This is a genomic window from Paraburkholderia aromaticivorans (assembly GCF_002278075.1).
In the GTDB taxonomy this organism is placed as follows: domain Bacteria; phylum Pseudomonadota; class Gammaproteobacteria; order Burkholderiales; family Burkholderiaceae; genus Paraburkholderia; species Paraburkholderia aromaticivorans.
The window spans coordinates 426,073-448,927 of the sequence record NZ_CP022990.1 but is presented as its reverse complement, the minus strand read 5'-3'; the positions used below and the strand labels follow the sequence as shown (position 1 = coordinate 448,927).

The 22,855-nt window shown below is 63.5% G+C and carries 18 protein-coding genes and 1 pseudogene; 9 read left to right on the top strand and 10 right to left on the bottom strand.

Annotation, left to right across the window (positions count from 1 at the left end; all coding sequences use genetic code 11):
• The first annotated feature begins 27 nt into the window (after nucleotides 1–27).
• From CJU94_RS21750 to CJU94_RS21735, 4 genes and pseudogenes are all read left to right on the top strand, one after another.
• Complete coding sequence (locus CJU94_RS21750) at nucleotides 28–1,089, top strand: ABC transporter substrate-binding protein (RefSeq protein ID WP_095420773.1); 1,062 nt, start codon at nucleotides 28–30, stop codon at nucleotides 1,087–1,089.
• A 41-nt stretch (nucleotides 1,090–1,130) separates the two neighbouring features.
• A pseudogene (locus CJU94_RS21745) lies at nucleotides 1,131–2,750 on the top strand (ABC transporter substrate-binding protein).
• Between the two features lie 38 nt (nucleotides 2,751–2,788).
• On the top strand, nucleotides 2,789–3,838 hold the full coding sequence (locus tag CJU94_RS21740; RefSeq protein WP_095420772.1) for an aldo/keto reductase: 1,050 nt from the start codon (nucleotides 2,789–2,791) through the stop codon (nucleotides 3,836–3,838).
• 156 nt (nucleotides 3,839–3,994) lie between these two features.
• Entirely contained in the window at nucleotides 3,995–4,858 is an 864-nt protein-coding gene (locus tag CJU94_RS21735; protein ID WP_095420771.1) for a MetQ/NlpA family ABC transporter substrate-binding protein, read from the top strand.
• Between the two features lie 55 nt (nucleotides 4,859–4,913).
• On the opposite strand, the gene CJU94_RS21730 is transcribed toward CJU94_RS21735, so the two are convergent.
• From CJU94_RS21730 to CJU94_RS21715, 4 genes are read right to left on the bottom strand one after another with little or no spacing between them, the layout of a single operon-like run.
• Nucleotides 4,914–6,647 (bottom strand): ABC transporter ATP-binding protein, encoded by a 1,734-nt coding sequence (locus tag CJU94_RS21730; protein WP_095420770.1) that lies wholly within the window; start codon nucleotides 6,645–6,647, stop codon nucleotides 4,914–4,916.
• 59 nt (nucleotides 6,648–6,706) lie between these two features.
• The gene (locus CJU94_RS21725; RefSeq protein ID WP_095420769.1) at nucleotides 6,707–7,678 is read right to left on the bottom strand and encodes an ABC transporter permease; all 972 of its coding nucleotides are present in this window, start codon (nucleotides 7,676–7,678) and stop codon (nucleotides 6,707–6,709) included.
• 42 nt (nucleotides 7,679–7,720) lie between these two features.
• Nucleotides 7,721–8,701, bottom strand: coding sequence for an ABC transporter permease (locus CJU94_RS21720; protein ID WP_095420768.1), 981 nt, complete (start codon nucleotides 8,699–8,701; stop codon nucleotides 7,721–7,723).
• Nucleotides 8,702–8,714: 13 nt separating this feature from the next.
• Entirely contained in the window at nucleotides 8,715–10,319 is a 1,605-nt protein-coding gene (locus tag CJU94_RS21715) for an ABC transporter substrate-binding protein (RefSeq protein WP_095420767.1), read from the bottom strand.
• Nucleotides 10,320–10,746: 427 nt separating this feature from the next.
• Between CJU94_RS21715 and CJU94_RS21710 the strand changes: the two genes are divergently transcribed.
• A complete protein-coding gene (locus CJU94_RS21710) occupies nucleotides 10,747–11,976 on the top strand; it encodes a porin (protein WP_095420766.1) in 1,230 nt (409 codons plus the stop codon).
• A 94-nt stretch (nucleotides 11,977–12,070) separates the two neighbouring features.
• Here the strand turns inward: CJU94_RS21710 and CJU94_RS21705 are convergent, their stop codons facing one another.
• Complete coding sequence (locus tag CJU94_RS21705) at nucleotides 12,071–12,415, bottom strand: DUF3088 domain-containing protein (protein WP_095420765.1); 345 nt, start codon at nucleotides 12,413–12,415, stop codon at nucleotides 12,071–12,073.
• Nucleotides 12,416–12,458: 43 nt separating this feature from the next.
• Nucleotides 12,459–13,676: an acyl-CoA dehydrogenase family protein gene (locus CJU94_RS21700; protein WP_095420764.1), complete on the bottom strand. Its 1,218-nt coding sequence runs from the start codon at nucleotides 13,674–13,676 to the stop codon at nucleotides 12,459–12,461.
• Between the two features lie 292 nt (nucleotides 13,677–13,968).
• Between CJU94_RS21700 and CJU94_RS21695 the strand changes: the two genes are divergently transcribed.
• From CJU94_RS21695 to CJU94_RS21685, 3 genes are all read left to right on the top strand, one after another.
• The gene (locus CJU94_RS21695) at nucleotides 13,969–14,259 is read left to right on the top strand and encodes a co-chaperone GroES (protein ID WP_095420763.1); all 291 of its coding nucleotides are present in this window, start codon (nucleotides 13,969–13,971) and stop codon (nucleotides 14,257–14,259) included.
• 18 nt (nucleotides 14,260–14,277) lie between these two features.
• Nucleotides 14,278–15,918 carry a chaperonin GroEL gene (gene groL / locus CJU94_RS21690; protein ID WP_095420762.1) on the top strand — a complete coding sequence of 547 codons (1,641 nt, stop codon included), beginning with the start codon at nucleotides 14,278–14,280 and terminating at the stop codon, nucleotides 15,916–15,918.
• 474 nt (nucleotides 15,919–16,392) lie between these two features.
• A complete protein-coding gene (locus CJU94_RS21685; RefSeq protein ID WP_095420761.1) occupies nucleotides 16,393–16,620 on the top strand; it encodes a hypothetical protein in 228 nt (75 codons plus the stop codon).
• A 40-nt stretch (nucleotides 16,621–16,660) separates the two neighbouring features.
• On the opposite strand, the gene CJU94_RS21680 is transcribed toward CJU94_RS21685, so the two are convergent.
• The gene (locus CJU94_RS21680) at nucleotides 16,661–18,718 is read right to left on the bottom strand and encodes a pyridoxamine 5'-phosphate oxidase family protein (RefSeq protein WP_095420760.1); all 2,058 of its coding nucleotides are present in this window, start codon (nucleotides 18,716–18,718) and stop codon (nucleotides 16,661–16,663) included.
• 33 nt (nucleotides 18,719–18,751) lie between these two features.
• On the bottom strand, nucleotides 18,752–19,393 hold the full coding sequence (locus CJU94_RS21675) for a glutathione S-transferase family protein (RefSeq protein ID WP_095420759.1): 642 nt from the start codon (nucleotides 19,391–19,393) through the stop codon (nucleotides 18,752–18,754).
• Between the two features lie 110 nt (nucleotides 19,394–19,503).
• Here CJU94_RS21675 and CJU94_RS21670 point away from each other — a divergent pair, with 110 nt between their 5' ends.
• Nucleotides 19,504–20,430 carry a LysR family transcriptional regulator gene (locus CJU94_RS21670; RefSeq protein ID WP_095420758.1) on the top strand — a complete coding sequence of 309 codons (927 nt, stop codon included), beginning with the start codon at nucleotides 19,504–19,506 and terminating at the stop codon, nucleotides 20,428–20,430.
• Nucleotides 20,431–20,477: 47 nt separating this feature from the next.
• On the opposite strand, the gene CJU94_RS21665 is transcribed toward CJU94_RS21670, so the two are convergent.
• Nucleotides 20,478–21,626 (bottom strand): porin, encoded by a 1,149-nt coding sequence (locus CJU94_RS21665; protein ID WP_095420757.1) that lies wholly within the window; start codon nucleotides 21,624–21,626, stop codon nucleotides 20,478–20,480.
• A 268-nt stretch (nucleotides 21,627–21,894) separates the two neighbouring features.
• Nucleotides 21,895–22,845: a choline ABC transporter substrate-binding protein gene (locus CJU94_RS21660; RefSeq protein ID WP_095420756.1), complete on the bottom strand. Its 951-nt coding sequence runs from the start codon at nucleotides 22,843–22,845 to the stop codon at nucleotides 21,895–21,897.
• Nucleotides 22,846–22,855 lie beyond the last annotated feature (10 nt).

Here is a 22,855-nt window from a genome sequence, read left to right as displayed (position 1 = left end):
GATAGTCCTTAACCTTAAGGTCATTGTATGAGCCGCCTCTGGTACACGCGCTGCCCCGCCCCTACGCCGTTCGGTATAACCGTGCGGAAAGGCTGGCTTGAAGAAGAATTCGCTGCCGACCGAATCGACGTGCAAGCGCTGCAGGATGCCGACGACGTGAAGATTCGCCGCTCGCATTTCACGCACACGCAGCCCTGGTCGTTCCGCCAGGGCGGCAATATTCCCGCGCTTTGGGCGCGCGCCCAAGGCAGCGACACCCGCCTGATCGGCCTGAGCTGGGTGGACGAATTCCAGGCCCTGATCACACTCGACCGCCATCTCGAAGCGAGTCCGGATGCGCTCGCCGGGCGTCGCTTCGGATTTCCGCTCAATACCCGCGCGAGCGTAGTCGACTTTCATCGCGCGACTGCGTTGCGTGGCTTCTCGTCATTGCTGGGCGTGCTCGGTGTGCAACTCGAAGACATCGACCTGGTCGACCTGCTGCATACACCGCGCGGCCTTGAAGACGCCAAACCCGCCGCCGACGCGCCGCTCGCCGATTGGCTCGACGCGCAGCGCCCGCACGAGTTCGCCCGCGAGGCCGAAGCGCTGCTGCGCGGGGAAGCGGACGTCGTGTTCGTCAAGGGAGCGACGGGCCTCGATATCGCGAACCTGCTCAATGCGAGGATTCTCGTCGACATCAGCGCGCAGCCGAATCGCGTGCTGCATGCGAACAACGGCACGCCACGGCCGCTGACCGTGGACGCGCAACTGCTGCGCGAACGACCCGATCTGGTCGAACGGGTGCTGGCGCGCACGCTGGACACCGGCGCATGGGCCGAGCGTCACGCAGGCGATGTGGCGCACTACGTCGCCCACGAAACCCGCAGTGCCGAGCATTGGGTGGAGCGCGCCTATCCCGGCGGCCTGCATCGACAGTTGACGATCGGGCTCGATCCACAGGCGCTCGCGGCCCTCGCCGACTTCAAGCAGTTTCTGTTCAAGTGGGGCTTCATTGCGTCGGATTTCGATTTCGACGCGTGGGTCGACCCCGCGCCACTTCGTGCCGCGCTCGCGCGTCGACATGCTCCGGCGGCCTCCGCCGTCTGAACCCGCTTCTTCTCTCGTTCCTTCTCTCACGCAACCATACGATGGCCTATGTCATAACGCAGGCGGCGCCGAGCCGCCGCGGCACGCGCCTGCTCAAAGGCGTGCTCGGGTTGGCGCTCGCCCTGAGCGTCGTACTGTCCGCCCCGCAGTCGCACGCACAGACTCGCGGCGGCACGCTCACTTTCATCGTCACCCCGGAGCCGACCGCGCTGGTGGATCTCGCCACCACCGCGACCAACGTGCTGAAGGTCAGCCCGAAAGTCGTCGAAGGCCTGCTGGAATACGACTTCGGGTTTCGGCCGAAAGCATCGCTCGCCGCCTCGTGGGAGGTGAGCGACGACAGCCGGAAATACGTTTTCCATCTGCGGCACGGCGTGAAATGGCACGACGGCAAGCCTTTCACGTCCGCCGACGTCGCGTATTCGATCCAGACGCTCAGGCAGCTCCACCCGCGCGCCAAAACCACCTTCGCCAACGTCACCGATGTCGCGACGCCGGACCCTTACACCGTCGTCATTACGCTGTCGAAACCCGCGCCGTACCTGATCAAGGCGTTTTCTTCATCGGAAACGCCGATCGTGCCGAAGCATGTCTACGAAGGCACCGACGTACTGACCAACCCCGCCAATAACGCACCGATCGGCACCGGTCCGTTTCGCTTTGTCAAATGGGTGCGCGGCAGTTATGTCGAATACGTGCGCAACAACGACTACTGGGACACAGGCAAACCGTGGCTCGATCGCATTGTCGTCAAGGTGATCAACGATCCGGCCGCCCGCACGGTCGCTTTCGAAGATGGTTCCGTGGACCTGAGCGGCGACTCGCCTGTCCCGCTGTCCGATCTCGAACGCCTCAAAGCCAACCCGAAGCTCGGACTCGAGACTCGCGGCTATGAGTTCCAGGCGGGCGTCGCGCGCATCGAGTTCAATCTCGACAACCCGGTGTTGAAGAATCCGAAGGTGCGGCAGGCGATCGCCTCGTCGCTGGACCGCGAGGTGATTCGCAAGGTGATCTACTACGGTTATGCGACACCGCTCGCGAGCCCGATCATTCCGTCGAGCCCGTATTACGACCCGGCGCCCACACCCTATCCGTTCAACGTGGAGCGCGCCAACGCGCTGCTCGACGAAGCCGGCTATCCGCGCAAAGCCGACGGCACGCGTTTCGCGCTCACTGTCGACCCGTTGCCGATCGGCGATCTGCCCGCGCGCACCGCCGCTTACGTCAAGTCGGCGCTGGCGCGTGTCGGCATTGCCGTCACCGTGCGCAGCCAGGATCTGCCCGCGTACCTGAAGCGAATCTACACCGACCGCGATTTCGATTTTTCGATCAACGGCATGAGCAACCTGTTCGATCCGGTGGTCGGCGTGGCGCGTCTGTACACGACCAGCAACTTCCGGCGTGGCGTGCCCTTCACCAACGGCTCCCATTACAGCAATCCGGAGATCGATCAATTGTTTTCACAGGTCGCCGAAGAAACCGACGAAGCGAAGCGCAAGCAACGCTTCTCGCAGATTCAGCGCATTCTCGAACGCGATCTGCCGGACATCAATCTGGTCTCGCCGCAATAGCTGACGGTCTATTCGCGCGCGGTGCACAACCATACGAGCTCGCCGGACGGCGTCTCGGCCAGTTTCGCCGACGTGTGGCTGCAACGCTAAACCTCTCCCGATTGACTTTCTCACGGAATCCGACTCACATGGAATACAGACAACTCGGCCGCAGCGGCATCAAGGTCTCGACGCTGACGCTCGGCACGATGATGTTCGGCGGCCCCACCGACGAAGCGGACGCTGCACGCATCATCGATCAGGCTCAGGAACACGGCGTGAATTCGATCGATACGGCGGATGTGTACGCCAACGGCGAATCGGAGCGCGTGGTGGGCCGCAGCATCGCCGCGCAGCGCGAGCGCTGGGTGCTTGCGACCAAGTTCGCCAATCCGCTGCAGGACGGCGACCTCAACGCGCGAGGCGCCTCCCGCAAACATATCGTGCGGGCGGTCGATGCGAGTCTCAAACGCCTCAATACCGACTACATCGACCTGCTCTATATCCATCGCGAAGACCACGACACCCCGGTCGAAGAAACCGTGCGGGCGCTCAACGACCTGATTCAGGCTGGCAAACTCCGCTACTACGGCCTGTCGAACCATCGCGCGTGGAAGATCGCCGAGTTCAGCCACACCGCGCAGGCACTCGGACTCGATGCGCCGGTGGCGAGCCAGCCGCTCTACAACATCGCCAACCGTCAGGCCGAGGCTGAGCAATTGACGGCTGCGCACCGCTACGGGCTCGGCGTGATTTCCTATAGCCCGCTCGCGCGTGGCGTGCTGACGGGCAAGTACGAACCGGGCGCGGCGCCCGGCGCCGACACGCGCGCGGGCCGCAGCGACCGGCGTCTGCAGCAGACCGAATGGCGTGCCGAATCGCTCGAACTGGCGCGGCGCGTGCACGAACACGCGCAAGCGCGGGGGCTGTCCGCCGGGCAATTCGCCCTCGCGTGGGTGCTCAATAGCCGCTATATCAGTTCGACCATTGGCGGCCCGCGGACCGAAGCGCAGTGGCGCGATTATCTGCCGGCGCTGCGCTACCGCCTGACGGCCGAAGACGAAGCATTCGTCGACTCGCTGGTCACGAGCGGGCACCCGTCCACGCCGGGGTTCAACGATCCGGGGCATCCGTTCTTCGGGCGAATTGCGCGTCACGGCGCGTCCGAAGATGGGCAAGCGCCCGTTCAGCAGGGGTGAGCATGCGCTTCGAGCGCCGCCCGTTCATGCCGACTTCGCCGGCTTTCCTGTGCGCCGGCACAGCGGCCGTCTTGCCGGCGCTCGCGAAACAGCAGCCTCTGAAATTCACAGCGTAGTCACACCGTTCAATCACCCATTCTCCGCACTTCAATCATCATGTCCCGACCTGTTGCCGCACCATCCTCTGTCCGACGGCGCGTTACCGGCGCTTTACTACTGGCTGCCACGCTTGCCGGCTTCTCCGCATTCACCGCCTACGCCGCCGATAGCGGCGGCACCGCACAGGAGCTGCGCGTGGGTTTCGTGCCCGGCCCCTATGCCGACGAATTCAAGGCCGGTGTCGAGCCGCAATTGCGCAGGAAAGGCTATGCGGTCAAATACGTCGAGTTCAGCACCGGCCTCGAAGCGAACCAGGCCGTCTACCGCGGCGAGATCATCGCCGACGTGATGCAGCACGAGGTCTATCTGAAATCGTATAACGACCGCAACGGGACCGATCTGGTGGGCGTGGTGCAGGTTCCGACGCCGCCGATGGGACTCTATTCGAGCAAACACCATTCGCTCGCGGAGGTCAAACCGGGCACCCGCGTCGCGGTGCCGAACGATCCGGTCAATCTGGAACGCGCGCTGAAGATACTCCAGCGCATCGGCTGGATCAGGATCAAACCGAACCCGAATCCCGTGGACGTCACCGAACGAGACGTGATCGCCAATCCGGCCGGCATCAAGATCGTCCCGCTCGAATCGGCGCAGGCGCCACGCGCACTCGACGATGTCGATTACGCCGCGATCCAGGGCAACTTCGCGATCTTCAGCGGTCACAAACTGACCGATGCGCTCGCGCTCGAAGACATGACGCCCCCGTATATCAACCAGGTCGTCGTGAAGGCATCCAACCGCAACGCACGCGCCACTCAGGATATCGTGCAGGCGTATCAGTCGGTGGATTTCCAGCGCGCGATTCGCGGCAATCGCTTTTATGACGGTTTCCGGCTGCCGGCGTACTTCGGCAACGAGTGAGAGGGTTTGAGGGCTCGCGAGGGCGGCACCAAGCCGCCCCGCCTGAGCTCGCGGACTATGCCGCCTGCGCGTCGAAGGCCCGGCCGGGAATCGCGTCGAGCAGCGTGCGCGTGTACGGGTGTTGCGGCGCGCGCCAGATGTCCCGATGGTGCCCGCTTTCGACAATGCGCCCCGCCTGCATCACGTGCACGCGATCGGCGATATAGCGCACCACGGAAAGATCGTGCGAGATGAACAGATAGGCGAGCCCGAGATCGCGCTTCAGATCGACCAGCAGATTGAGAATCTGCGCCTGAATCGATACGTCGAGCGCGGACACGGGCTCATCGCAGATCAGCAGATCCGGTTCGAGCACCAGCGCCCGCGCAATTCCGATGCGTTGCCGTTGCCCGCCCGAGAACTCATGCGGAAAGCGCCCGAGTGCCGAGTTCGGCAATCCGACCCGATCGAGCATGGTGGCGATTCGTGAGCGGCGTTGCTGGGCGTTGCCAATACCGTTTACCACCAGCACCGTATCGAGAATCTCCGCCACCGTGCGGCGCGGATTGAGCGAGGCGTACGGGTCCTGAAACACCATCTGCACGTGACGGCGCAGCGGCCGCAACTCGCGCTCGCCCAACGGCACGAGATCGGTGCCGCGCAAACGGATGGCACCGCTCGCGGCCGGCACGAGCCGCATGATCGCCCTGGATAGCGTCGATTTCCCGCACCCGGACTCGCCGACGAGCCCGACCGTCTGACCGCGGGCAATTTGCAGCGACACGCCGTCCACGGCGCGCAGCGTGGTTTTGCCGTGGCGTTGCGGGTAGTCGATCCGCAGCTCCTGCAGTTCGAGCAACGGCGTTTCGCTGAGAGAGGCACCACGCCGGGCGGCATCGGCATCGGCATCGGCATCGGCATCGGCCACATATTGCCCGGTGCGCACCGAACGCGGCACCACGGCGAAGCCCGGCTTGCCGTCGTCGCCGATACCATGGCGGATTTCCGGCAGTTTCCAGCCGCGATAATGCAGATCGTCCGCGAGATTCAGCGAGGCGCCAAGCAGGCCGCGTGTATACGGATGTTGCGGTTGCGTGAAGAGCCGCGCAACCGGCGCCTCCTCGACCTTCTCCCCTGCCAGCATGACCGCGACGCGGTCCGCGTGCTGCGCGACGATGCCAAGGTCGTGCGTGATCAGCAGCAAGGACATCGACAGCTCGCGCCGCAAACCATCGAGCAGTTCGAGAATACGCGCCTGAATCGTGACGTCGAGCGCGGTGGTCGGTTCGTCCGCGATCAGCAGGCGGGGCCGGCAGGCCACCGCCATCGCAATCATCACCCGCTGGCGCTGGCCGCCGGACAGTTCGTGCGGGTAATCGAACACGCGCCGCCGCGGATCGGGAATCTGCACCAGGTCGAGCAATTCGACGGCACGTTTCCACGCCGCGGCTTTGGAGAGGCTTTCGTGCTGGCGCAACGTTTCGACGATCTGCGCGCCGATCGAGAGCACCGGATTGAGCGACGTCATCGGCTCCTGGAAGATCATCGAGATCTGCCGGCCGCGAATGTCCCGCATCTCGCGCGGCGGCAGATCGAGCAGCTCGCGGCCGTCGAAACGCAGGCTGCCCGTTACGCGCCCCGGCGTGGGCACGAGGCGCATCAACGAAAGCGCGGTCGCCGATTTGCCGCACCCCGATTCGCCGACCAGCGCCAGCGTCTCGCCTTGCGCGATATCGAAACTCAGGCCGCGCACCGCCTCGTGCGCGCCGAAACTGATGCGCAGGTCGCGTACTTCAAGCAGGTTTGCCACTGTGCATCCTCGAATACGTTGTTGGCCGCGTGATCGGCCGGGTAGTCAGACAGCCGGGGTCAAACGCGTTCGCGCAGGCGCGGATTGAGCGCGTCGTTCAGGCCGTCGCCCAGCAGGTTCAGCGCGAGCACCGCGAGCACGATGGCCGCGCCAGGAACGGCGGTCAGATACCATGCGGTGCGCAACGAATCGCGGCCGGCGCCGATCATGCCGCCCCAGCTGACCACGTTGGGATCGCCCATGCCGAGAAACGACAGCGACGACTCGATCAGAATCGCACTCGCCACCATCACCGACGCGGTCACGATGACCGGCGGCAAGGCATTGGGCAAAATCTCGCCGAAGATGATGCGCGCGTTGCTGAACCCCTGGCTGCGCGCGGCGAGCACGAAGTCCGCCTGGCGCAGCGAGCGGAACTCCGCGCGCACGATCCGCGCGACGGTCGGCCATGAGGCGATCCCGATCGCGAGCGCGATGATCGTCACACTCGGCCGGCCGATCGCGACGATCACGATCACCAGCAGGAACGACGGCACGGTCTGAAAGAGTTCGGTGATACGCACCAGCACGTCATCGATCACGCCGCCGAAGAATCCGCCCGTCGCGCCGACCAGCGTGCCGATCACGAGCCCGATCCCGGCCGACACCGCGCCGATCAGCAGCGATACGCGCGTGCCATGGGCAATGCCCGCGGCCACGTCGCGTCCGAGCGAATCGGTGCCGAGCCGGTATTGGGCGTCCGCGCCCGGCCATTCGAACGGCGCCGCCACCATGTCGAGCGGATCGCCGGGAAAGAGATGCCCCGCGCTCAGCGCGAGCGCGACAAAAGCCGCGAGCAGCACGAGCCCGGCAAGCGCGGACGGGTTGCGCAGCAAGGCGCGCCAGACTCCGCGCCCCGCCGCGCCGCGCTGTGGCACAGCGGGCGTGCTGCCGCGGCGCAGGCCGAACAGCGTACCGGCCAACTGGCGCCGCCACGCCGATGCCGCCGGTTCGGGCGGCGTGGAAATCAGATTGGAAGAATCGGAAGCCATGTCATCCCTTCGGGAAAAAGCGAGTGACGTCGACGCGATTTATCACGCGACGCGGGGGTCGAGCCATGCCTGCAGCAGATCGACCAGCACATTGGCGATGATCACCAGCAGCGACGACAGCAGCAGCACGCCGAGCAGCACGCTAAAATCGCGCGCCATCACGGCGTCGAGCGCAAGCCGCCCGAGGCCGGGCCAGCTGAACACCGTCTCGGTCACCGCGGCGCCGCCCAGCAAGGTACCGAAATGAATCCCGACGATAGTGGTGAGCGGCATCAGCGCATTGCGCAGCACATGGCGCACCGTGACACGCCACGGATGCAAGCCCTTGGCCTGCGCGGTGCGCACGAAGTCCTGACGTTGCACTTCCAGCATCGCGGCGCGGGTCAGACGTGCATAGATCGCGACGAAGAACGTCGCCAGCGTGACGGCCGGCAGCAGCACGTGCCGGGCTGCATCGGCGAAATAGGCGAAGCCGTGCAGTGGCACGCCGAGCGTGATGTTGCCGCCACTGGGCAGCCAGCCCAAATGCACCGAAAACAGCACGATGGCGAGTAGTCCGATCCAGAAGCCCGGCGTCGAATAGAACAGCAGGGCCAGCACGGAGAGCACACGGTCCGGCCACTTGCCGGCCCAATGCGCCATGACCGCGCCGAGCACGACGCCCGTCACAATCGCGAACGACAACGCCACGCCCATCAGCAGCAACGTATTGGGCAGGCGCGAGAGGATCAACTGCATCACCGGCATGTCGTAGCGCGGCGAATAACCGAGGCTGAAGTGCGACAGATGCGCAAGGTACGACCACAACTGGTGCAGCACCGGCTGGTCGAGGCCGAACTTCGCGCGCAGCACCTGCATGGTTTCCGCGGTCGCCGAGCCGGATTCGCCGGCGAGCACGTCGGCGGCGTCGCCCGGCATCAGCTTCAGCAGGAAGAAGTTGAGGATCACGATACCGATCACCGTGGGCAGCGCCTGCCACGCGGTACGCCGGAGAATCGCACCAAAACGCAAACCTCGACTCATCGTGCCGCTCCAGTCATGCGCTTAGATAGACATCCGCGAGATTGCCTTCGAGGCCTTGCGCGGACACCGTGTGGTTGTGAACACGCCGGTTCGCCAGCGTGACCATGCGCGGCGCGACGAGGTTGAGAATCGGCAGCTCGCGGTAGACGATCTGCTGGAACTGCTGATACAGCACGACGCGTTTGCTCTCGTCGGTTTCGACCGCGGCGCTTTCGAGCAGACGGTCGACCTCCGGATTGCTGTAGTGCGGCGCATTTGAAAACGGCACACCCGGACGGATATTCTTCGACCAGTAGAGACGCTGAACGCCCACGCTCGGATCGAATAGCGTATTGACGCCGATACTCGTGAAATCGAACTGGCGATCGGCGTACACGCGCTTCAGGAACGCGGGCAGGTCTTGCGAGCGAACCGTGACGTCGATGCCGACACGTCCGAGCGCCGATTTGACGTAGTCGGCCTGGCGCCGGTACATGTCGCCGTACGGCAGGAAGTCGTGCGTCAAATGGAAGCGCACGCCGCCGTCCTTGCGCGGATAGCCCGCGGCGTCGAGCAGCTTTTCCGCGTTGCCGATATCGAACGCATACGGTGCGAGCCTGGCATCGTGATAGGGCGAGCCCGGTGTGATCGGCGTGGGCGACACGTCGGCATAGCCATAGGCCACCGTGCGCTGCACGACCTGCGGATTGATCGCATGGGCGATGGCCTGGCGCACGCGCAGGTCTTTGAGGATCGGATGATCGAGATTGAAGTCGATCTCGGCGAGCGGATCCAGAAAGCGATAGCCGCGCGTTTCGAGCGCCAGTTGCGGCAATTGCGTGAGGCGCGGCAGATCCGTGAGCGGCACCGGATTCTCGCCGCCCAGATCGAGCGCGCCGGTTTCGAACGCGGCGGAACGGGCGGCCGCATCGGGAATCACCTTGAACACGAGGCTGTCGATGTACGGCTTGCCCGCGTCCCAGTAGTCCGGATTGCGCTCATAGACGATGTTGGCGCCCCGCGTCCACGATTTGAAACGGAACGGCCCGGTGCCGATCGGCGCGTTGTTGTGGGGATTGGATAGCGGATCGCCCTGCGCATACAGGTGCCGGGGCACGATGGGCGACTCGCCGGCCGACAGCGCTTTCAACAGATACGGCGCCGGCTTCGACAGCTCGATCACCGCGGTGCGCGCGTCCGGCGTGGCGACGCTCGTCACATTCGCAAACGTGCTGCGGCCCCGCGGATGCACCGACTTGAGCAGATCGATCGAAAACGCGACGTCGGCCGACGTGAATGGTTGCCCGTCGTGCCATTTCACGTTCTGCCGCAGGGTGAAGGTGTACTTCAGGCCGTCGGGGCTGACGGTCCACGCGGTGGCCAATTGCGGTTTCGGGCGCAAGTCGAAGTCATAAGCCAGCAAGCCTTCCAGCACCTTGGAACTCGCGACGAGCGCGGGTCCGGTGGTCTGAAAGATCGACACGAGCACAGGCGGCTCCGGATTGATCAACATGTTCAGCGTGCCGCCCCGTTTCGGTGCGCCGGCCTCGCCCTGGGCGAGCGCCAGCGCCGGCATGCCGGCCGTCGCGAGCGCCACGCCCGATGAAATAAGAAATTCGCGTCGATTCAACCGTGCCATGTAATCCAGATCCTTATGCCGATGTTTCGGGCCTCGCCGGCCGAATGGAATGTTGTCGTGTCGGCCATGCTGCTGCCGCAGCGCACACGATAAAGCGGCAATGCCGGTAAAAGAACCAATCGTTATGCATATGCAAAGCACTGTGCGGAGGAAAGGCCCATTGGCGGTTGTCGCCTTTCCTTTCGTTACGTCGCGGGACGACCGTTGCGCCAGCATACAAATAAGGATTGCGTATCTATTTTCCGGTGCTCGCGTTATCGCTAAAAAATCGGTGTTTTAGCGCGCAGTCGAGATAAATCGTCGATATCCATATCGAATTTGATTGTTTGTTTCATCGATTCGTTTTGCTTATCGTTTCTCGCCCGATTGAAGATTCTCCCCGGGCAATCACTTCTCCGACACGTCCTCAAAAACGATTCAAACAACCATGAAAAAACTGCTCTTCGCTTTCAGCGTTTCATCTCTCATGGCCGGCACGGCCAGTGCTCAAGGCAGCGTCACGCTGTACGGGATCGTGACCGGCAATGTCACGTACTCGAATAACGCACAGACGGCTGCAACGTCGCCCTCCGGCAAACCCAAAGGCGGCTCACAGGTGGCGCAATTCGATAGCGGGTCGTCGGGCCTCGCGTCGAGTCGCTGGGGTCTGAAAGGCGTAGAAGATCTGGGCGGCGGATTGAAGGCCCTGTTCCAGCTTGAGAACGGCTTCAGTGTGAACAACGGCGCAATCGGGCAAGGCGGCACGGAGTTCGGGCGCCAGGCGTGGGTCGGCGTGAATGGCGGCCGCTACGGCACGTTCACGTTGGGGCGCCAGGGCGACACCTCGGTCGAATTCGTGTCGCCATTGATCTACGGATGGTACTGGGGCAACCTCGCGATTCATCCGGCCGACTATGACAATCTGAACTTCACCCACCGGATCAACAATTCGCTCAAGTACCTCTCGGATTCCTTCAACGGCTTGCGTTTCGGCGCGCTGTACAGCGTGGGTGGCGTGGCTGGGAATGTCACGCAGAATCAGCTGTGGTCCACCGGCGCCAGCTACACGGGCGGAGCGTTCGCGATCGCGGCGTCGATCGTCAATGCGCGCAATCCGAATACCTCGCTATACGGCACCAATGCCAATGCGAGCGCCACGGGCAATAACCTCGGATCGGCAGGTTCGGCAACGGCCGCCGAATCCAATCCGGCCATTGCCGGCTTCGCATCGGCGAACACGCAACAAACGATTTCCGTGGCGGCAACCTACACGGCCGGCCGCGCGATTGTCGGCGCGGCCTACTCGACCACTCAATTCCGCGGACTGGGCTCGAACTCGTCGTTGAACACGCTGCACTATAGCGGCTCGACGAGGCTGAGCACCGTCAGTGCGAGCCTGCGCTTTCAGGCCACGCCGTTCCTGCGATTCGGCACGTCATTCGACTATACGGAAGGCGGCAGCGTGAACGGCAAGGAGAGCGCCAAATACGAACAGTTGAACCTTGGCGCGGCGTATTCGCTTTCCAAAGCAACCGACATTTACGTGACCGGCGCTTATCAGCACGCGAGCGGCACCGACTCGTTGGGACGGCCGGCGGTCGCGGCAATCGGCTATTTGACGCCGTCCACCACCAGCAACCAGGTGGCTGTCTCGGCCGGTATCAAGCATCTGTTCTGAAGCAAAGCAGAAGACCCCGGTCGACTACCGGATCGGGGTGCATGCCGTTATCGCATCGAGACGCGTCAACGGCATGCACCCCGCTTCAGTTCCGTCAGTGCACTTTGGGGAAACCGTGACGCTGTGCGAGCAGATCGAGAATGCGGCGCGTATCCGTGACGAAACGCCGGTTGCCCAGCGTCTGGGCATCGGCGGGCGCGGGCTGCCCGTCACCGAGAATCAGCACCGGCAGGCTCTGGTGTTCGGCGTCCAGCGCCTCGATCAGCTCGGCACGCGGTCGCGGGAACGGCAGCCGGCGAATGTCGAGACGGGCGTTGCGCGCGGGGTCGCTCGCCAGTAAACCTTCGATGGGTGCGCCATCCGGACAGATAAAGCGCTCGCCCGGATGGTCCGGATCGGTAAAACCCGGCTCCAGCAGTAACAGCAGATCTCGGCTCATGGTGTGCCCTGTTCGATCAAGGAGGTGAATGGCGCGCAGTGCGTTAGAACACGCGGCCTTCGGTTAGATGCGTGGTCACGCCGTTCAGCTCGTAGTCGCCTATCACGCGCGCCTTGTGCAGCAACGGGTTGTGACTGAAGATAGTGCGCAGATTGCGCCAATGACGGTCGAAATTATGAGCGCGGCCAGTGGCCGATGCCCCGCCAATCTCGAACAGACGCTCGCCGGCATAAAGCGCCAGCTTGCTGACCACGAGTTGCGTTTTTGCGGTGGCCAGCGCGCCTTCCAGCACCAGCTCTTCCGCATTGGGCGCGCTGCTGTGGATTGCATTCGCCGAGCGGTCGAGCGTGCGTGCGTTGGCCGCCACCAGCGCATCGATCGACAGGCTGTGCGCCGCCAGATCGCCGACCACCTGCTGCACGAAACCGTCCTCGCGCGCCGACGGTGCCGGACTATGCAGCACCGGCCGGCCGTATTGCGTCACATAGCGGCGCGCATCCGCGAGAATGTTCCGCACGATCCCCGCCGCGACTGTCACCAGATGCAATTGCCGCACTGCGCTGCCATGCCGGCCGGCAAGCGACGTATAGCCGCGTGTCGCGATCTCGTGAGAAAAGACCTGCACGTTGTCGAGCACGAGCGTGCCGCTTGCGGTCATGCGCTGCCCCATGCCGTCCCAGTCGTCGAGTACCTGCAACCCTTCGCGCGACACGGGAATCACGATCGACACTTTCTCGTCGCGTTCGTCCTGCACGTTGATCCGTGCATAGTCGGCGAATGCGGTGCCGGTCGAATAATACTTTCTGCCCGTCACGCGGAAGTGCTCGCCGTCGCGCGCGAGCTTCGTGACGATTTCGCCCGGCCTCGCCGTACCCAGCTCCGTCGACGCACCGCCGAAGATCGCCCCTTGCCGTATGCGTTCGATCTGCGTGTCGTTGAAGCTGGAGCGCGGCGATAACAGCAATTGCTCGGTCTGGTCGAAGTGAATCCGCAATGCGTGCGCCACATTCGACTCATGCGCGGCCAGCGTGGCGATCACGTGAAAGAGATCTTCCAGGCTTCCCCCCAGACCGCCCCACTCGACCGGAAAACGGAGCACGCCCAGACCGGATTCGCGAAACAGCCTGAAGCCGTCGAATGGCAGCTCGCGCCGCACCTCACGTTGCGCGGCGTCTTCGCCAATCGCCTGAGCCAGTGCCGGCAACCCGGCGAGTGCCGCTTCGAGCCTGGCGCGCGCCGTGGTGTCCTGAGAGACCTGCATGCGTTGATTCCTTATAAAAAACGCACGGATCGCATTCGATCCGCCTGGTTTGAGTGGGGAGATTGATCCGGCGCGCCGTCAGGCCATGCCGATATGACGGACCAGTATAGGGACGCGGCTCTCCGCGCAAGACCAGCGAATCGAGCTATGAATATGCGCGATTGTGAAATGCGAATTGCCGATAAGGATCGATGAATCCGTTATTGGAGCAACGCACGCCTCGTTTCTATACTCGATCCCGGTCAGCACTCACCAACGACGAGTGCCAGAAATTAACCGTGGAAATCGAACCATGAGCCTACGTCCCTTGCATGACCGCCTGATCGTCAAGCGTCTCGACCAGGAAAACAGAACCGCTTCGGGCATTGTGATTCCCGAGAGCGCCGCGGAAAAACCCGACCAGGGCGAAGTGATCGCCATTGGGCCGGGCAAGCGCGATAGCGACGGCAAACGCATCGAGCCCGATCTGAAAGTCGGTGAACGCGTGCTGTTCGGCAAATACGCCGGGCAATCGGTCAAGGTCGACGGCAATGAACTGCTCGTGCTGCGCGAAGAAGATGTGGTCGCAGTCGTCACTCAATAACGAACGGAGCGTCTAACCATGGCAGCAAAAGAAATCATCTTCAGCGACGTCGCCCGCTCGCGGCTGGTCGAAGGCGTCAACATTCTCGCCAATGCGGTCAAGGTCACGCTGGGTCCGAAAGGCCGCAACGTGGTGCTCGAACGCAGCTTCGGCGCGCCGATCGTCACCAAGGACGGGGTGTCGGTGGCGAAGGAAATCGAACTGTCCGACCGTGTGCAGAACATCGGCGCGCAGCTCGTCAAGGAAGTCGCGTCGCGTACCAGCGACGCCGCGGGCGACGGCACCACCACGGCGACCGTGCTCGCTCAAGCCATCGTGCGCGAAGGTCAGAAATACGTCGCGGCGGGCCTCAACCCGCTGGATCTCAAACGCGGCATCGACAAGGCCGTGGTCGCCGCAATCGACGAGCTGAAGAAGATCAGCAAGCCGACCACCACCAGCAAGGAAATCGCGCAGGTCGCGACGATTTCGGCCAACGGCGAAGAGTCGATCGGCCAGCGCATCGCGGAAGCAATCGACCGGGTCGGCAAGGAAGGCGTGATCACCGTGGAAGACGGCAAGTCGCTCGACGACGAACTCGACGTGGTGGAAGGTCTGCAATTCGACCGTGGCTACCTGTCGCCGTATTTCATCAACGATCAGGACAAGCAGGTTGCGGTACTCGATAACCCATTTGTGCTGCTGCACGACAAGAAAGTGTCGAACATCCGTGATCTGCTGCCGATCCTCGAACAGGTCGCGAAAGCCGGCCGCCCGCTGCTGATCATTGCGGAAGACGTGGAAGGCGAAGCGCTGGCCACGCTGGTGGTGAACAACATTCGCGGCATTCTGAAGACCGTGGCGGTGAAGGCGCCGGGCTTCGGCGACCGTCGCAAGGCGCTGCTCGAAGACATCGCGATCCTGACAGGCGGTCAAGTGATCGCTGAAGAAACCGGCCTGTCGCTCGATAAAGCGACGCTCGCCGAACTGGGTCAGGCCAAGCGCATCGAAGTGGGCAAGGAAAACACCACCGTGATCGACGGCGCGGGCGACAGCAAGAATATCGAAGCACGCGTCAAGCAGCTCCGCGTGCAGATCGAGGAAGCGACTTCCGACTACGACCGTGAAAAACTGCAGGAACGCGTCGCGAAGCTGGCCGGCGGCGTGGCGGTGATCAAGGTGGGCGGCGCAACCGAAATCGAGGTCAAGGAAAAGAAGGACCGCGTCGACGACGCCTTGCACGCCACGCGTGCAGCCGTCGAAGAAGGCATCGTGCCTGGCGGCGGCGTCGCGCTGATTCGCGTGAGGCATGCAATCAGCGGCCTGAAGGGCGTGAATGCGGATCAGGACGCCGGCATCAAGATCGTGCTGCGCGCGCTCGAAGAACCGTTGCGCCAGATCGTCACGAACGCCGGCGAAGAAGCGAGCGTGGTGGTCGCGAAGGTGGCGGAAGGCACGGGCAATTTCGGCTACAACGCCCAGACCGGCGAATATGGCGATCTGGTCGAGTCGGGCGTGCTCGATCCGACCAAGGTCACGCGCACCGCGCTTCAGAACGCGGCTTCGGTAGCCGGGCTGCTGCTGACCACCGACGCCACCGTTCACGAAGCACCGAAGGATGCGCCGGCCGCGGGTCAGCCAGGCGGTCCTGGCGCGGGCAGCCCGGGGCTTGATTTCTGAGAACTCGCCTCACCCGCCTGACACCAGGCGATTGACTCAGGAAGCACGGGCCGGTTGCGCTTCACGGCGAACCGGCCCGTTGCGTTTCCGCTTTCCTCACGCGGGCGTGACAGGCCACGATGCGTGTCCATAGCAGTTATCGCAATCCTGGCATTTCACGTCCGTTGGTGTGAACGCTCGTTCGTCCGTTCGCTTGCATCCGCGAGTCGAGCTACACCGTCAGGACGCGTCCAATGATGTGGACACCGCTGTGTAATCGTGGCCCGGCGCCCCCGGTTTAGCCCACCCGTCATCATTTCGAGCGTATTGGTACGCCTGCTCTAATCCGCGCCTCCCGTGCTGGCCGCGGCTCTCGCACACTCATTCAGCGTTTCTGCAACAAACTAAATATTGCGGTGCAGCAAAATAGGGCTAAACTCGGGTCAGGAGTCTGCGATTTGCGCTCACGGTCGTGCTGCGACGGAGGAATGTGCCATGACGACTCATGAGGCTTTACACGGTTCGAACACACCGGTTCTGCATGTCTTCGAGCAGGACGGCGGATGGCATTGGGGTATTACGACGCCGCGCGCAGCGGGGTCCGGATTCAAGGTGGTGGCGTTCAGCAAGGAAACCTTTCCGATCGAGGCCGCGGCCCGTAGCGACGGCGATCGGGCACTACGCTGCCTGTCAGGCGCCGATGTCCGCGAGTCGACGCATTGACGTCTCGCGCGTGATATCGGCCGGCGCTATCGCTCGCCGATCAGAGGTCCAGCGTTACCCCTGCATCCCCACCGGCATCCGCCGCAGCCGGATGCGACATACAGATCAGCGCCGCACCGGGTTCGATCTGCGCTTCGACTTCACCCTCGTACTCAACCTTTCCCGCCAGCACACGCGTCGAACACGTACCGCACACACCCGAGCGGCAACTCGACGGCGCGGCAATGCCGTGCGTTTCGGCAAGCTCCAGCAGGTTGCCGTCGCGCGGAAGCCACGGGATCGTGCGCGCCGAACGCGCAAACGTCACCGGTACGCTTTCGGCGCCTTGCACCGGCGCATCCCGTGCGCTTGTCTCGTCCCTCGCCGGCGTACGCCTGACGCTCGCCGGACCGAACGCTTCGAAGCGAATACGCTCATCCGCGACATTCAAGCCACGCAGTCCTTCGTAGAGGTCGCGCATGAACGACTCGGGCCCGCACAGATAGAAATCGTAGTCGTCGAAAAGCAGCGCGCGTTTCAATGCATCGATGCTGATGCGTCCACGCGATACGCCGCCGGCCGGTCCTGAACCAGCGCTATCGAAAAGATGCAGCGAAAGTGCCGAATTGCGTGCCGCGATCTGCTTCAACTCCACACTGAAAGGACGTTCGCGATCGTTGCGCGCGCCGTGAAAGAAAAAAAGCCGCCGCGCTTGCGCGCCGTTATCGCGCGACGCCGCCAACGCATGCCGGAGCATGGCGATCATCGGCGTGATGCCGATGCCGGCCGAAATGAAAACGGCGGGCCGCGCGCTGTCTTCTGCGTAGATGAACGCGCCGCGCGGCTTCATGGCTTCGATCTGCACGCCGGCAACCAGATGCTCGTGCAACCAGTTCGAGGCGACGCCTTCGCGCTTGACGCTGATCCGATACCGCTGCGGATCGTGCGCGTCGGAAAGCGTGTAGGTTCGCGTCAGCGGTGTGTCGAAACCCGGCGCCGGCACGCGAATCGGCAAAAACTGCCCCGGCTTGTACGGCGGCAACGGCGCACCGTCGATCGATTCGAAGTAGAAGGAACGAATCGACGGCGTTTCATCGACTACCGCGGCAACCTTGAGCGTGCGCCAAGGCGAGGCCACAACCGGCTTGCGCAGCGCCGCAGCGAACTGCGGGGCAAACTCCACGTCGGACCAGCGAAACGGCAATGCGCCCCGGCTGCGCCGCACTTCCCGCACATGAAAACGCACGAGCCGTTGCGCGCCTTCGAACGCCGCCAGTTCCGCGCCGTCCCAAACGACTTCCGCATCCGCCGCAACGTAGACCAGATCACCGCTCGCAAAGTCGATGAACAGCAAGCCGGCGCGCGGATCGTGGATCAGGTTGCCGATCGTGTTGAAGAAGTTATTGCCGCTGAAGTCGGGCGTCGTCAGCGTGTGCTCATCGTCGATACGCACGAAACCGGGCGGCCCGCCGCGATGCGACACGTCGACGCCGCGAGCGAGACCCGCGTCCTCGTCAAGATTCGCGCTCGCGATGAAAAACGTATCCGCGCTCGCCAGTAACGCGCGGTCGGCGTCGCTCAGTTGCGCCGCTATGTCCGGCGGCGTGGAAGACCGGGACGCGCCGCCCTCCACCCAGCTCGGCGACCGGCTCTGGATGTACTTCGCGCAGTTGCCGAAGCTCTGTTGAACCTCGAGCGTCAACGCGGCGCCGTCCACGGAGGTCACCACACCGTTGATCCGGTTACGGCGCCGTGTCTGCGGCTGCAGCCCAAGACCTCCGATCATCGCGCCCTTGCGCCAGCTGCCGGCCAGGGGGTCCCCGGCCAGCACGCCGCCTTCGATACGCAGCGTGCGCGCATCCGGCGACGACACGAAACCCGGCGCGCCCGCGCGCATGGTCGCCCACGGCTGCCCGTGCGCGTCGATACCGCCGAACACCATGAACGGCTGCCCGGCGAAGAACTGGCGATGCTGGTCCGGCATGGCGCGGCGGATTCCACGGCGTCCCGACGACTCCGCCTGGCTTCTCACTCCCGCGCGCTGCTGGGCGGCGAGTTCGGCCGCGTGAAACGGCGAGGCATCGGCGCCCCAGCCATTCAAAGGAATAAACGTGGACATCGTCGGACTCCGTTGACGTCAAGTATCGGCTGCTCACCCGGCGAGCAGCCCCGCCTTCGTCGACGGCATGGCGACGAACCGCGGCAACGCCTCGACACGGCGCAGCCACGCACGAATGTTCGGATACGGTTCGAGCGACACGCCGCCTTCCGGCGCATGCGCGATATAGGTGTGCGCCGCAACGTCGGCAATCGTCACCTGATTGCCCGCCGCGAACGGCTTGTCCGCGAGTTCACGGTCGAGCACCTCGAACAGCTTCGCGGCGATCTTCTTCGCGTTCTCGTGATCGAGCGGCGCGCCGAATACGGTGACGAGCCGCGCGGCGCAAGGGCCGTATGCGATCTGCCCGGCCGCGAGCGACAGCCAGCGCTGCACCGCGGCAGCGCCGAGCGGGTCGTCCGGCAACCACGAGGCGTCGCCGTAACGCTTTGCCAGATACACCAGAATCGCGTTCGAATCGAACAGCGTCACTTCGCCGTCCTGAATCGTAGGCACCTGTCCGAACGGGTTGAGCGCCAGATACGCGGGCTTGCGGTTCTCGCCGGCCTTCATATCCAGCTCGACGACTTCGAACGGCAGGCCGAGCAGCGTCAGAAAGAGCTTTACCCGATGCCCATGGCCGGATAGCGGCGTTGTGTACAGGCGGATCGGCTGGGCGGGTTGGGCAGCGGGCATAACAGGCTCCATGAAGCGTTAAGGGATGGAGCGAGCATAATGCGCACGAGCGCCTTCGCAGAAGCCCGATAATCCGGGAAACACAATCAATCGAAGATGGACAATCCACCATGGCCGACGTACGCGACGTAAACCTGAACCGGCTGGCGATCTTCGTCGCGGTGGTCGAGGCCGGCTCGCTGACCGCCGCGGCAGCGCGTCTGGGCCTCGCCAAAACGATGGTCAGCACGCACATGCAGCGGCTTGAAGCCGAGGTGGGCGCGAGCCTGCTGGTCCGCACCACCCGCCGGCTCGGTCTGACGGAACCGGGCCGCGCGTTCTACGACGCCAGCGTGAAGATCCTGCGCGCCACGGAAGAAGCGCTGACGGCGATCGGCGGAGAAGCGGCGCCCGTGCGCGGCACCTTGCGCGTCAGTTCGCCGATCGATTACGGCTCGCTGGCGGTCGCGCCGGCACTCGTCGAACTGCGCCGCGCGCATCCGCAGCTCAATGTCGAATTGCTGTGCACCGACCAATATGTGGATCTCATCGCGGACGGCATCGACGTGGCGATCCGCCTCGGCCGGCTGGCCGATTCCAACTACCGTGCGGTGAAGCTGGGCAGCTTCGTCAAGTGGATCGTCGCGAGCCCGGAGTTCGTCGAGATATGGGGAGAGCCGCAAACGCCCGCCGAACTGTCGGCCATGCCCTATTGCGCGCTGACGGTTCTGCCGCACCCGCTGACGCTCGAATTGCGACGCGGCAATGGCGAGCGCAACGGCGACGGCGACGCCGAAAGCGTGCGCTGCGAAAACGCGTTTCTGGTGAACACGGCCAATGCGTGCCGCTCGGCGACCCTCGCCGGCGGCGGATTCGGGCTGTTGACGGATTTCTCGATCGGCGCCGATGTCGCCGCGGGCCGGCTGATCCGCCTGCTGCCCGAGTGGGCGAGCGAACCCGCGAGCATTCAGGCGGTGTTTCCGCCCACCAGCCATCCGCCGGCAAAAGTGCGGGCGCTGATCGAGACGTTCAAGAAGCAGCTCGAACGCACATCGTGATGGAGCGAGCGGTTTCCGTCACACGGAAGACCGCCCTTCGCTGCCTGTCAGAACGAATGCCGCATGCCGATCCGCACATCGCTCTGCGTGTTCGACGAGGACGGCGTGAAGCTGTAGCCGATCACCGCGTTCACGCCATCGGAGGCGCGCAGATAATCGCCGGAAATATAGACGTCCGTGCGCTTGGACAACAGGTAGTGCAGCCCGAGCGAGCCCTGGTTCCAGTGATTGCCCTCGAACCGCGTGTGCTGATACCCGCCGTACAGCATCAACGCAGGGGTGAACGTGTAAGACGCGCCCAGCTCATAGACCTGCATATGCGAGGTTTCGCCGAGACCCTTGATCGTCGTGTACGTGAAGTCGCCGCTCAACATGACCTTGCCGATCGTATAGGCCGCGCCCACTGCGAACGCCCCCTGCTTGTCGACCGGGAACGCCGTCGAGCTGTACAGATCCGTCACCGCGCCGGTGGCCGGATCGACGGACACGGTCGGCTTGCCGAGGAACGTGCGCGTGCCGATCATCGCGTACGGGTCGAATGCATAGATGCCGTAGGGGTTGTTCAGCTGCGTATAGGCCGCGCCCATGTTGAACGCGCTGTGCTCGTAACGCGCGCCCACGCTCCACGCGCTCTTGTTGTGGAAGTCGCCGGCGGTATTGCCGAACGAATACATGCCGCCGAACGAGAAGCCCGCGTAGTCGTTGGAGAGAAACTTGACCGAATTCGGCAACCGGTCACCGTTCATCCGGTCGAAGTCGCCCTGATGAATCGCGTAGCCGCTCGCCCATGACGAGATGTTGTAGAGGTAGACGAACTCTTCGGTCATGTCGAGCTGGTTACCCAGCGACAGGGTGCCCCAGTTGTTCTTCAGGCCGACATAAGCCTGGCGGCCGAACTCCGCTCCGCCGAATCCGAGCTGCCCGTTGCCCAGGTGAAAACCCGACTCCAGTACGAACACGGCCTGCAGACCGCCGCCGAGATCTTCGACGCCCTTGAAACCGATCCGGTTACCGTATGAAATACCGTCGTCGAATTTGAACTGGTGGGCACCACCGGCATTGTTCACGTAGGTAATGCCGGCATCCAGAATGCCGTACAGTGTGACGCTGCTTTGCGCATGGGCCGCCGTTGGCGCGCAGATGGCGCTTGCCGCGATAGCGAGTCCCGAAAGGCTGACGGCATTGCTCTTCTTCATCTAATTCTCCCCTGCTCTTTGCCTGCGTATTTCGTTGGATAAAGCGATCCCTGCCGCGCGCTGTAGACCAACGCGCGGCGCTTCTCGCATGACGGGCAGTTCGAAACCGGCTAAGACCGAGTAAAACGGATTGAGGCTATCGGCGATACATGTGATGACCAGTCACATCCATATCGCCGGATCAAGAATACGAGGCCAGATTGGCGAGGATTCGACCGGATGCGACATAAATCTGTCGTCGCGCGACCTCATGGTTAGGAATGCGCGCTTATTTCACGCCGAGTGCGGTTTGCACGGCTTGCAAGCCATTGGCGCCGCTCGCCGTGGTCACGCCGTCGAGCCACGACTTCAGCAATTCGGGGTGACGCTTGAGCGCTTGCGCCGCGGCTGCGTCCACGGGGGTCTTCTTTTCCAGTACTTCCGTGATCACGCCGTTTTCCAGATCCACATTGAACGTGAGTTGCCTGAACAGCTTGCCGACATTCGGACACTGCTCGGCATAACCGCTGCGCGCCACCGTATTGACGGTAGCGCCGCCGTAGTTGGGCCCGAAGTATTGGTCGCCGCCGTCGAGGTAGGTGAGTTTGAAGCGGGTGTTCATCAAATGAGGTTCCCACGCGAGAAAGACGATCCATTTTTTCTCGCGCACCGCGCGCTCCACCTGTGTCAGCATGCCGGTTTCACTGGACTCGACAAGCTTCCAGTTGCCGAGCCCGAACGCCTTGTCGTCCACCATCTTCTTGATGTTCTGATTGGCCGGCGCGCCGGGCTCGATGCCATAAATCTTGCTGTCGAACTTGTCGGCGTTCTTTGCCAGATCAGCGAAGGAGTGAATGCCGGAGGCCGCCACGTAGTCGGGCACGGCGAGCGTGAACTTGGCGTTGCTTAGATTCGGATGCACGACCTCGATCGACTTTTCTTCCTCGAACGGCTTGACGACCGGCGCCTGCGCCGGCATCCAGTTGCCGAGAAACACGTCGATCTGCCCTTTCTTCAAGCCTTGATACGTGATCGGCACCGACAGATTCGCCACGTTCTGCCTGTAGCCCAGCGCCTTCAACAGCACGCCGGTCATCGCATTGGTCGCGTCGATGTCGGTCCATCCCGGCCCCGCCATGTTGACCTGCGTGCACGACTGCGGCTCGGCGGCCAATGCGAATGTGGCCGACGCGCACAGCAGCGCCACGCCGGTTACCGCCTGATTGAAGAGCTTTTTCATTATGTCGGCT

Excerpts from the sequence above, each read along its gene's own strand:
- CJU94_RS21750 (WP_095420773.1), top strand. The coding sequence starts at position 28 with ATGAGCCGCCTCTGGTACACGCGCTGCCCCGCCCCTACGCCGTTCGGT.
- CJU94_RS21740 (WP_095420772.1), top strand. The coding sequence starts at position 2,789 with ATGGAATACAGACAACTCGGCCGCAGCGGCATCAAGGTCTCGACGCTG.
- CJU94_RS21735 (WP_095420771.1), top strand. The coding sequence starts at position 3,995 with ATGTCCCGACCTGTTGCCGCACCATCCTCTGTCCGACGGCGCGTTACC.
- CJU94_RS21725 (WP_095420769.1), bottom strand. The coding sequence starts at position 7,678 with ATGGCTTCCGATTCTTCCAATCTGATTTCCACGCCGCCCGAACCGGCG.
- CJU94_RS21720 (WP_095420768.1), bottom strand. The coding sequence starts at position 8,701 with ATGAGTCGAGGTTTGCGTTTTGGTGCGATTCTCCGGCGTACCGCGTGG.
- CJU94_RS21715 (WP_095420767.1), bottom strand. The coding sequence starts at position 10,319 with ATGGCACGGTTGAATCGACGCGAATTTCTTATTTCATCGGGCGTGGCG.
- CJU94_RS21710 (WP_095420766.1), top strand. The coding sequence starts at position 10,747 with ATGAAAAAACTGCTCTTCGCTTTCAGCGTTTCATCTCTCATGGCCGGC.
- CJU94_RS21705 (WP_095420765.1), bottom strand. The coding sequence starts at position 12,415 with ATGAGCCGAGATCTGCTGTTACTGCTGGAGCCGGGTTTTACCGATCCG.
- CJU94_RS21700 (WP_095420764.1), bottom strand. The coding sequence starts at position 13,676 with ATGCAGGTCTCTCAGGACACCACGGCGCGCGCCAGGCTCGAAGCGGCA.
- CJU94_RS21695 (WP_095420763.1), top strand. The coding sequence starts at position 13,969 with ATGAGCCTACGTCCCTTGCATGACCGCCTGATCGTCAAGCGTCTCGAC.
- groL (WP_095420762.1), top strand. The coding sequence starts at position 14,278 with ATGGCAGCAAAAGAAATCATCTTCAGCGACGTCGCCCGCTCGCGGCTG.
- CJU94_RS21685 (WP_095420761.1), top strand. The coding sequence starts at position 16,393 with ATGACGACTCATGAGGCTTTACACGGTTCGAACACACCGGTTCTGCAT.
- CJU94_RS21680 (WP_095420760.1), bottom strand. The coding sequence starts at position 18,718 with ATGTCCACGTTTATTCCTTTGAATGGCTGGGGCGCCGATGCCTCGCCG.
- CJU94_RS21675 (WP_095420759.1), bottom strand. The coding sequence starts at position 19,393 with ATGCCCGCTGCCCAACCCGCCCAGCCGATCCGCCTGTACACAACGCCG.
- CJU94_RS21670 (WP_095420758.1), top strand. The coding sequence starts at position 19,504 with ATGGCCGACGTACGCGACGTAAACCTGAACCGGCTGGCGATCTTCGTC.
- CJU94_RS21665 (WP_095420757.1), bottom strand. The coding sequence starts at position 21,626 with ATGAAGAAGAGCAATGCCGTCAGCCTTTCGGGACTCGCTATCGCGGCA.
- CJU94_RS21660 (WP_095420756.1), bottom strand. The coding sequence starts at position 22,845 with ATGAAAAAGCTCTTCAATCAGGCGGTAACCGGCGTGGCGCTGCTGTGC.